At 50.1% G+C, this 8,434-nt stretch carries 5 protein-coding genes and 1 pseudogene; 1 reads left to right on the forward strand and 5 read right to left on the reverse strand.

The features are described from left to right. A pseudogene (locus ABYT30_RS12045) lies at positions 1-368 on the reverse strand (hypothetical protein); the annotation flags it as partial. A gap of 257 nt (positions 369-625) precedes the next feature. Here ABYT30_RS12045 and recA point away from each other — a divergent pair. Next, positions 626-1,660 (forward strand): recombinase RecA, encoded by a 1,035-nt coding sequence (gene recA / locus ABYT30_RS12050; RefSeq protein WP_373096680.1) that lies wholly within the window; start codon positions 626-628, stop codon positions 1,658-1,660. Between the two features lie 91 nt (positions 1,661-1,751). On the opposite strand, the gene ABYT30_RS12055 is transcribed toward recA, so the two are convergent. From ABYT30_RS12055 to ABYT30_RS12070, 4 genes are all read right to left on the reverse strand, one after another. After that, complete coding sequence (locus ABYT30_RS12055; protein ID WP_373081690.1) at positions 1,752-3,347, reverse strand: DUF1501 domain-containing protein; 1,596 nt, start codon at positions 3,345-3,347, stop codon at positions 1,752-1,754. 9 nt (positions 3,348-3,356) lie between these two features. Next, positions 3,357-5,444: a DUF1800 family protein gene (locus ABYT30_RS12060; protein WP_373096682.1), complete on the reverse strand. Its 2,088-nt coding sequence runs from the start codon at positions 5,442-5,444 to the stop codon at positions 3,357-3,359. A 267-nt stretch (positions 5,445-5,711) separates the two neighbouring features. Continuing rightward, positions 5,712-6,884 carry a PilT/PilU family type 4a pilus ATPase gene (locus ABYT30_RS12065; RefSeq protein ID WP_373081694.1) on the reverse strand — a complete coding sequence of 391 codons (1,173 nt, stop codon included), beginning with the start codon at positions 6,882-6,884 and terminating at the stop codon, positions 5,712-5,714. A 113-nt stretch (positions 6,885-6,997) separates the two neighbouring features. Then, on the reverse strand, positions 6,998-8,434 hold a 1,437-nt coding region (locus tag ABYT30_RS12070), incomplete at its 5' end, for a hypothetical protein (RefSeq protein ID WP_373096683.1).

An 8,434-nucleotide genomic window follows, 5' to 3' on the forward strand; every position in this document is an offset into this window, starting at 1 on the left:
CTTAAGGGCTGGCCAGCACAATCGCCTAAGGGTCCTTGATTCCATTCGACAACGGCCGGAATCAGTTCCGCGACAGTTACTTGGCTCGTGCTGCCCACCGCGCGAAGTGCCGCTGCTAGCGTATAGCCCATGCCGAGGCCGCCGACTAAAATCGCAGCGCCGGCGATTTCGTCGCTATTGTCGCGGGCTTTGAGCTGTTTACAGGCCAAGTCGGCCAGTGCTTCTTCTGAGTTATACAGGCGGCTGTTCATCAGTTCGCCGCGCACCCCAGATAAACGAATAGAGAATTCCTCACCGCGCCGGCTTAGCTTAAGCTCGCCGCCGTTATTGGGTATTGGTGCTGTGCCAAGGTGTTGCCAAGGAATCATGTGGCCTCTGGGAGCTAAGCTAAAGTTGGGCTGCACTTTAACACAGGCTGTTTTAGGCTTAACAGTAATGAAATGTTTGCGATAGGCGATTGGGGTTAAGATTATCTCGTAGAGAGGATTTGATGAGATCTAAAGAATTTAACTTCTAGCATTGACAATAGCGCGAATAATACTGATTATACATACAGTTGTTTGGCCAGTAGTTCAGCCAGCCGTTATTCATTTTAATATCAGCATTCACAAAGGGTAGAGAACATATGGATCCCAATAAGCAAAAAGCACTGGAATCGGCACTTAGCCAGATTGAGCGCCAGTTTGGTAAGGGTTCAATCATGAAAATGGGCGATAGCTCAAGGGAAGTGATGCCATCTGTCTCTACTGGCTCGCTGGGGCTCGATATCGCCTTGGGCATTGGTGGCTTACCGTACGGCCGGATCGTAGAGATTTACGGGCCAGAATCTTCCGGTAAAACCACGCTGTGTTTGCAGGTTATGGCCGAGGCCCAAAAAGCGGGTAAAACCGTCGCGATAGTGGATGCAGAGCATGCGCTTGATCCCCAGTACGCGGAAAAGCTTGGGGTGAACCTTGAGGACTTACTGGTTTCACAGCCGGATACAGGCGAGCAAGCGTTAGAAATTACCGATATGCTGGTTCGCTCCGGCTCGGTCGACGTTATTGTTATCGACTCGGTGGCTGCACTGGTACCTAAGGCTGAGATTGAGGGCGAAATGGGCGACACCCATGTCGGCTTGCAAGCGCGTTTGATGTCTCAAGCGCTGCGTAAGCTCACTGGTAATATCAAAAATGCGAACTGCCTTGTTATTTTCATCAACCAGATTCGTATGAAGATTGGTGTGATGTTTGGCAATCCAGAAACCACCTCTGGTGGTAACTCACTGAAATTCTATGCTTCAGTTCGTCTCGATATTCGCCGTACCGGCGCGGTCAAAGATGGTGAAGAAGTGGTTGGTAATGAGACGCGAGTGAAGGTTGTAAAAAACAAAGTGTCGCCACCCTTTAAACAAGCTGAATTCCAAATTCTTTACGGTCAAGGTATCTACCGGCTTGGTGAAGTCATCGACCTGGGTGTGAAACAAGGCTTGGTTGATAAAGCCGGCGCTTGGTATGCGTATAAAGGCGATAAAATAGGCCAAGGCAAGGCGAATGCGGCGAAATATTTGGGTGAGCACCCAGAGATAGCGGCTGAAATTGAAGGCCAAATCCGCGAAGCTTTATTACCTAAGCCAACCGCAAAGAAAGCACCTGAAGAGTTGGCGGTTACTGAAAAATAGTGACTTGTGATTGAGCAGTCGCGCCGCGACTGCTCAATTTCGTTCGGATAAGCTGCATTTCTCGCGCTACGCCAGTTCCTCGATATCCGATTTACCCCAAGCCTAGTTGACTTAGTAAATCACTCACTGGTGTCAGCAGATTGCCCTCAGTTGTGGCCTGGGTATTTAACATACCCGGCAAATAAGCCGAACTTATTGGGTCCGATTCCGAGCTCTTAAAATTTTCGAGATTTGGAAATAGGCCCGTCATATCATTGTCTTCTACACCAAACCAACTGCATAAGGTCGCCAAGTATTGGTCGACGGCTAAGGTTGGGATCATACGGCCTTTTTTTCCGGTATCACTGGCGCCACCAAGTGTCATATCTGGCATTGCACCGATCATTGCGCCGCCATTAACGGCGCCGCCGACGAGAATGTTGTGGCCTGCCCAAGCGTGATCGGTGCCATCACCATTGTTCCCAAGTGAGCGGCCAAAGTCAGAGGCTGAAAACAGCGTTACTTTCTCTGCCAAGTCTAATGAATCCATCGCGGCCTGAAAACTCCACGTCGCGAGACTGATTTCACGAAGTAGTAAGGGGTGGGTGTTTAACAAGGCGCTGTGCGTGTCGAAGCCCCCCATACCGACAAAGACAATTTGCCGGCCAAGGCCGAGTTCGCTTCCTAGCTTGACCATATGCGCTGCACTTTTTAAGGCGTTTAGTGCGCGGCCAGGTAGCTGCTTAGAAAGCCCTAAATCGCCGGCGCTGGGGTTGGTGAACAGGGGGTTGCCATAGGGGTCTTGTAATGTGTCGAAGGCTGCCGTGTCTATTTGGGCAAGGGTGTCGGACAAGGCTACAGCGCCACTGCTTGCCGCTTTGAACACGCGATGCAATGCCTGGTCGTTGGAGGAGGGGCTATTCAGTGAGTTAAATATTGCCTTGTCAAAGCCAGCATTATTGGGAAATAGCTGGGTACTTCCCGGGCTTAAAACTACGGGGCTATTATAGTCGGCAGTCATTAAGCGCGTCGCACCCGCATAGGAAACATTCATGCCTAGTGGCGAGCCACCATTAATTGCGCCTTGGTGTACACCCCACATGTCTGCGAGTCGTCCAGCCCAGCCACCTGCGCTGAGATTGTCGGCCCAGCCAGTTTCGATGGCGCGTTGTTGATGATTGTGGGCGTAAAGAAACGGCGGCAGTTTGGCAGTTTGGAGGGTTTCTTTGGTGACCGGCTCGACAAGCGTACCAATATTGGCCACGACGGAGGCTTTGCGGTCGATAATAAGTTGCGCGAGTTCCGGCATCATGCCGTTAATGCCGACATCATTAAATTTATAGACGCCTTTTTTATAGGCGCTGGCGTCATCGGTGCTTGCGTAAGGGTTGCTGCCGTCATCGAGACGCCGCTGCTGAAACGCGCCTAGGCTTGATGCAAATGGGTTTAAGTCAGAATTGTTAATTGCCATAATGCCGCGGCTTTCGGCATAGCTCTGATACCCTGTACCGGCTTCACTTCCGAGGGGGACCAACATATTGAAGGAGTCGTTGCCACCGTGGAGGAACAACACTACCAGCGCCTTATAGTCACCCAGTTCATTTGCTCTGGCCAACGTCGGGAAGAGTGACGTCGCGCCACCTAGGCTCGTGGTTGCACCAGCCGCCGACAACAGCTTGAGAAATTGACGTCGTTTTAATTCATTCATTTTAGTTCCTTATTGCTGAACCATATTGGCGCTAGAGATAAATACATATTGGATAGCGGCCGCGGTGACGCGTATTGCCTCTCTTTTGTTATTACTTCCGGTATTGAAATAGTTGTCGGTGTCCAAGTAATGAATTAAATCTTCTCTGCTGCTTGGATCTAAGGCAATGCCACCCAGCATTCGATGTTCCAAGTCACTTAGTAATGCATCTAGGCCGCGTTGTTTAGCGGTGAACCCGTTTTCATCTACATCTGAACTATTTATTTGGCTGAAGTTACCGTTGGTGTCGCCGTCCGTCGCTAACTCGAAAGCCTTTAGCGGTTCGCTATAGTCAAGCAGGGCAAGTGCTCGCGTGCCATTCCAATTGCCCTTACCGTTGTTGCCGGCGGCATTTCGACTTTCTACATACTCCGCCAATGAGCTGCTTCTGTTGAGCTCATTAATCTCGATAACATTGCGATTTAATAGCGTTAGCTCAAATAAATTGGCGATATTATTCGCAGAGCGCAACTGCATTTCCGGTAATACACGCTGCGGCGAGGCGTCGCGGTAATAGCTGTCTTGGGGGACGTAATCAGGGTCATAAAAGTTAAAAACATGATGGGCCCGCAGTGGCGCTTGCCCTAGCAACGATCGCACGTTATTGAAGGAGTAAATGCCATTAACCGGGCTGCCAGCCGTGTCCGCGTTTAATCGCCAGCCATCAATAGGCCTAACCTTAAACGATCGCAGGAACCGTGTGTACGCTAACAAATGCTCATCGACCTTACCGAATTGGTCGCTATTTTTTGCTACTGGGCGTTCGGCTTCAGGGTCGAATAATATCGCACGGATAACGGCGCTGAGGTTGCCTCTTATACCGTGACCATCGTCATTGAATGCGGCGCTGACCCTAGCAATATATTGTGGCGTTGGGTTAGACGTCACCAAACGTTGGATAAGTTGTTTGCCAATGAAGGGACCGGCACTGGGATGTTGAAACAATAAATCCAGGGCTTGCTCGAGATCTCCACCGGCACCGTCATCACTTATTGCGCTGCCCATGATCAATTTGTCGCCCAAGTCATGATGTTCTGGATTGAACTCCATAAAATGGACATAGCTGCCGTTAGTTCTGCCATAGCGATTGTTATAGCGAAGGTCCCAACCTGTCATGACCTTGGCCATTTCTTCAATGTCTGTTTGGCTGTAATTTGGGACGAGATTGCCGTCTACAAGTTTCGGGCTGCCGTCACCGTTAAGCTGGTAGAGCCCAATAGTGAATAACTGCATTAGCTCGCGAGCGAAGTTTTCGTCTGGGAGGGTCAAGCCGTCAGCGCTGGTCTTTTCATTGCCTTGGTGGGATAAATAAGTGCCCATGGCAGGACTCTTGGCGACTTCGCCCAGCAAGGTTCGGAAATTACCGAAGGCGTTGCGTGCGAGTATATCGTAGTAATGCGCCAAGGCTTCCGCGTGGCGATCCAATTCTGGGTCGCTTGTGGATGCGACTAATATCTGACTTAGTGCATAAGCAACTCGTTGACGCAATTGATCGGGGCCGTGCAGCGCATTTTCAAACCAAACGCTCATCTGATAAATGTCGGTACGGCCAGATTGTCGGCCATCGAAATAATTACTACTACTGTCATTTGCCGTATTGTCGGGATACCAATCGATTTGAGGTTCAACGGCGATGGCCACCTGCGCTAGCCGTTCTAAGTGTGTTAAATGCCCATCGGTAGTGGATGTGTAGGCTGAAGGCATTGTTAGCTGATTATTTACCCAGGTTTCAATGCCATCACTCATTAACTGGTCAATGTCGGCTTGTACGGGGCCAAATGTCGCTCGTTTTAATAGTTGGAATGCAGCTTCAAAATTTACGGGGATTGGCGCGCTATCGTCGGTCGGCGGGTCAGTTTCCGTGTCAGTCTCGGGTTTGGGCTCAGGGGCTGGATCCGCATCAGTTCCACTTTCGCCAGTAAGCTCTTCAGTTGTGGGTATATTGTTTTCAGTGAGCGTAGATGAAGCTGGTTCACCCGAGGCGCTACCGCCGCAACCGGATATCGCGATGAAGGCAATTAAACAAAATGAGAGTATTAATTCCTTGGGATTGTCCACAAGGCGAAAAGCACAATACACGACCGACCTCGCTGTAAATTATTTTAATAATACAAAGAGATAACAGTGCCCTAGCGCTGCTATAAAAGCCATGCTTTAGGCCTGACGTAGTTCACAAACCAACATTATTCTTATCGTTCAATTCAGCAGCATGAAGTGATCGTTATTTTCTAGACGCGAAATTAGTTTGCTTGCTTAATGAGGGCGTTCTTTTGTGGTGTCGGGAGAGGGCAGCAGTCGCTTAGCGACTGCTGAATTACAAAGTATTTATTCTGGTAATTCCTCTTCATTATTATCCATTTCCAAGCTCAAAGAAAATGTCGAAGTGGGCTTTTTCTCCTCGGTGCTTTGATCCTCACCTTCGTCAGCAGGGATGCCGCGCTTGCTATGCAATTTTATCCGCAGTCGAAGGTTGTTTGCCGAGTCAGCATTTTTAAGCGCTTCTGCAAATGAGATTTTACCTGCTTCGTAGAGGTTGAAGAGGGCGAGATCAAAGGTTTGCATACCGACATTTTCAGACTTGTGCATAATTTCTTTAATCGTTTCAATTTCACCCTTGAGAATGGCTTGGGCAACCGTCGGTGTGCCGAGCAGAATCTCGATTGCAGCTGCGCGTTTGCCATCCTCGGTAGGAACGAGGCGTTGCGATACAAAGCACTTCAGGTTCATCGACAAGTCTTGTAGTAGCTGATTGCGGCGCTCTTCTGGGAAGAAATTGATAATGCGGTCGAGCGCTTGGTTAGCATTGTTCGCATGCAGGGTTGAAATACACAGATGGCCGGTTTCGGCGAAGGCGAGGGCGTGCTCCATCGTTTCCCGATCGCGGATTTCGCCAATAAGAATAACGTCGGGCGCTTGGCGCAGGGTGTTCTTCAGTGCTTGGTGAAAACTGCGGGTATCCATGCCGATTTCGCGTTGGTTGACTATGCTGCGCTTGTGGCGATGAATAAACTCGATAGGGTCTTCAATGGTAATGATATGGCCACTGCTATTGGTATTGCGATGGTCAATCAGCGCGGCTAGCGAGGTCGATTTTCCTGAGCCAGTGGCCCCGACGAACAAGACCAAACCGCGTTTAGTCATGATCACGTCTTTGAGTATCGGGGGTAGGCCTAAGGCGTCGACGTTTGGAATATCGGTAACGATATTTCGCGCCACCATAGAAATTTCATTGCGCTGTTTAAAAATGTTGACTCGGAATCGGCCAACGCCGGGGATATGGTAAGCAAGGTTCATCTCGAGCTCATGCTCGAACTCCTCAATCTGGGCGTCGTCCATGATGGAATAGGCGATATTTTTGATTTCACCGGGGGAAAAACTCTCTTTGTCTAAGGGCTTTAACTTACCGTGAAATTTTGCACAGGGCGGTGCACCGGTACTGAGGAAGAGGTCTGAGCCATCATTTTTGGCAAGAACGGTGAGGTAGTCATTAAACGTCATGGCTGGCTCTCATAAATTGCCAGCGGCATGGCGCTGGCATGATCAGTCTGCAAAAGTCAGGCGCATAGCGTGTATTTTGTCGCTATACCCTTGTTAAGTGAGTGGTGCTTGGCTCAAATGACCAACTCCACCTTGTCACTTTCACAGGTAAGAGCACTACCAACATTGGTCTCGGCTAAGCTAACGCCCAGTAAGTCTAGCAGATCATTTAGCAGCGGATCGAGTATCGGCGCTAAAACGCCGGTAATAATACTGTCGATACTGGCTAACAAGGTATCGGCGACACTACCCACAAGGGTAGTCACCTCGCCTAGATTGCTTCCACCGATGCCAGCGCCAGACGGCGGGTAAAATTCTAGGTCAATGCCGCTGAGTGAATCACTGACCCCGGCAACAAGATCGCTGGCGGCTAATTGCTGAAATGCGTCGGCGTCGAGGGTTTGATCAATATTGGGAAGAAAGGTGTCGGCCGGGGTGTTGTAATAATTTAGCGTGCCGGTTCCTGCCAGTAAATTGGTGTCGACTTTCAAGCCGATGCCGCCGCCGGTATAGGCAGTGCGGTCAGCTAAGGCTGAATTCGTGGTCCAGCCGGTGCCCTGCTTATAATCAATTGTGCATATCGCCAAAACACAGCGTTTGCGAATGTGTTTGCTGCCAATATCGATAAGGGCTAGAGGGTCGACGGTGACTTCGGCATTGCTAAAGACATTATTGCTCGCATCCGCAGCGCTGGAGCCCATTTTGCCTGCCGCAATACCCGCGACTGCTGACTGCGCAGCTACGGTTAGGGATTTATCGCCATTGTCGGCACAGCTGTAATCGCTGACGCGGGCTTCAGCGCCACCAGTATCTATCGCAATATCAAGACGGGGAGTAGGTAAAATTTGGATGTGGGTGATATCTTTTTCTTGGGTGCAGGACAGCAAACACGTTAAATCACTCAGTACACCCGCTAAATCGAGCGTAAGCAAACTATTAACGCTACTGGTGATGCCTGCCACAAGTGGATTGCTCAATAGCGCTTCCAATGCGCTGAGGGTAGCACCGGCAAATGGCAGGTCAAGAGATATAAAACTCCGCACTTGCGCGGAGCGCACGTAGATCTGATCGCTGCCGTAGGGGTCTGACTTGGCGTCTTCAGGGTTGCCAATGGCGTAAATTTTCGGTTCCTCAATTACTTGCAAGTGAATTGTTGCCCCGGCAACACCGAGCAGCCCTGCGGGTATATCGGCGACCAGTGCATTTTTGGTGTTGGCGAGCTGAATACTTGCTTGGGTTAGATCAAGGGCAGATATTGCAATGTCAAAGGCGGCGTCGGGTGCCCCAGCTTGTACACTGATTAACTCGCCTAATTGGATTGGCGGAGTGGCGACCGGTATGGCTAATACTAGGGCCTGTAAGCCGCTGGCGGCGATGATATTGCCGTCGGAAGTGAGTACGTCGGCGGCAACATCTAGGAGATCGGCAAGAGAGATACTGGTACCGAGTACTTCATCGTAGCTACCTGCAGTTACACCCAAATCAATTGCGAGTGCGTCGAGAAAACTCAA

The sequence above is a fragment of the Zhongshania sp. genome, from assembly GCF_041623545.1.
Classification (GTDB): domain Bacteria; phylum Pseudomonadota; class Gammaproteobacteria; order Pseudomonadales; family Spongiibacteraceae; genus Spongiibacter.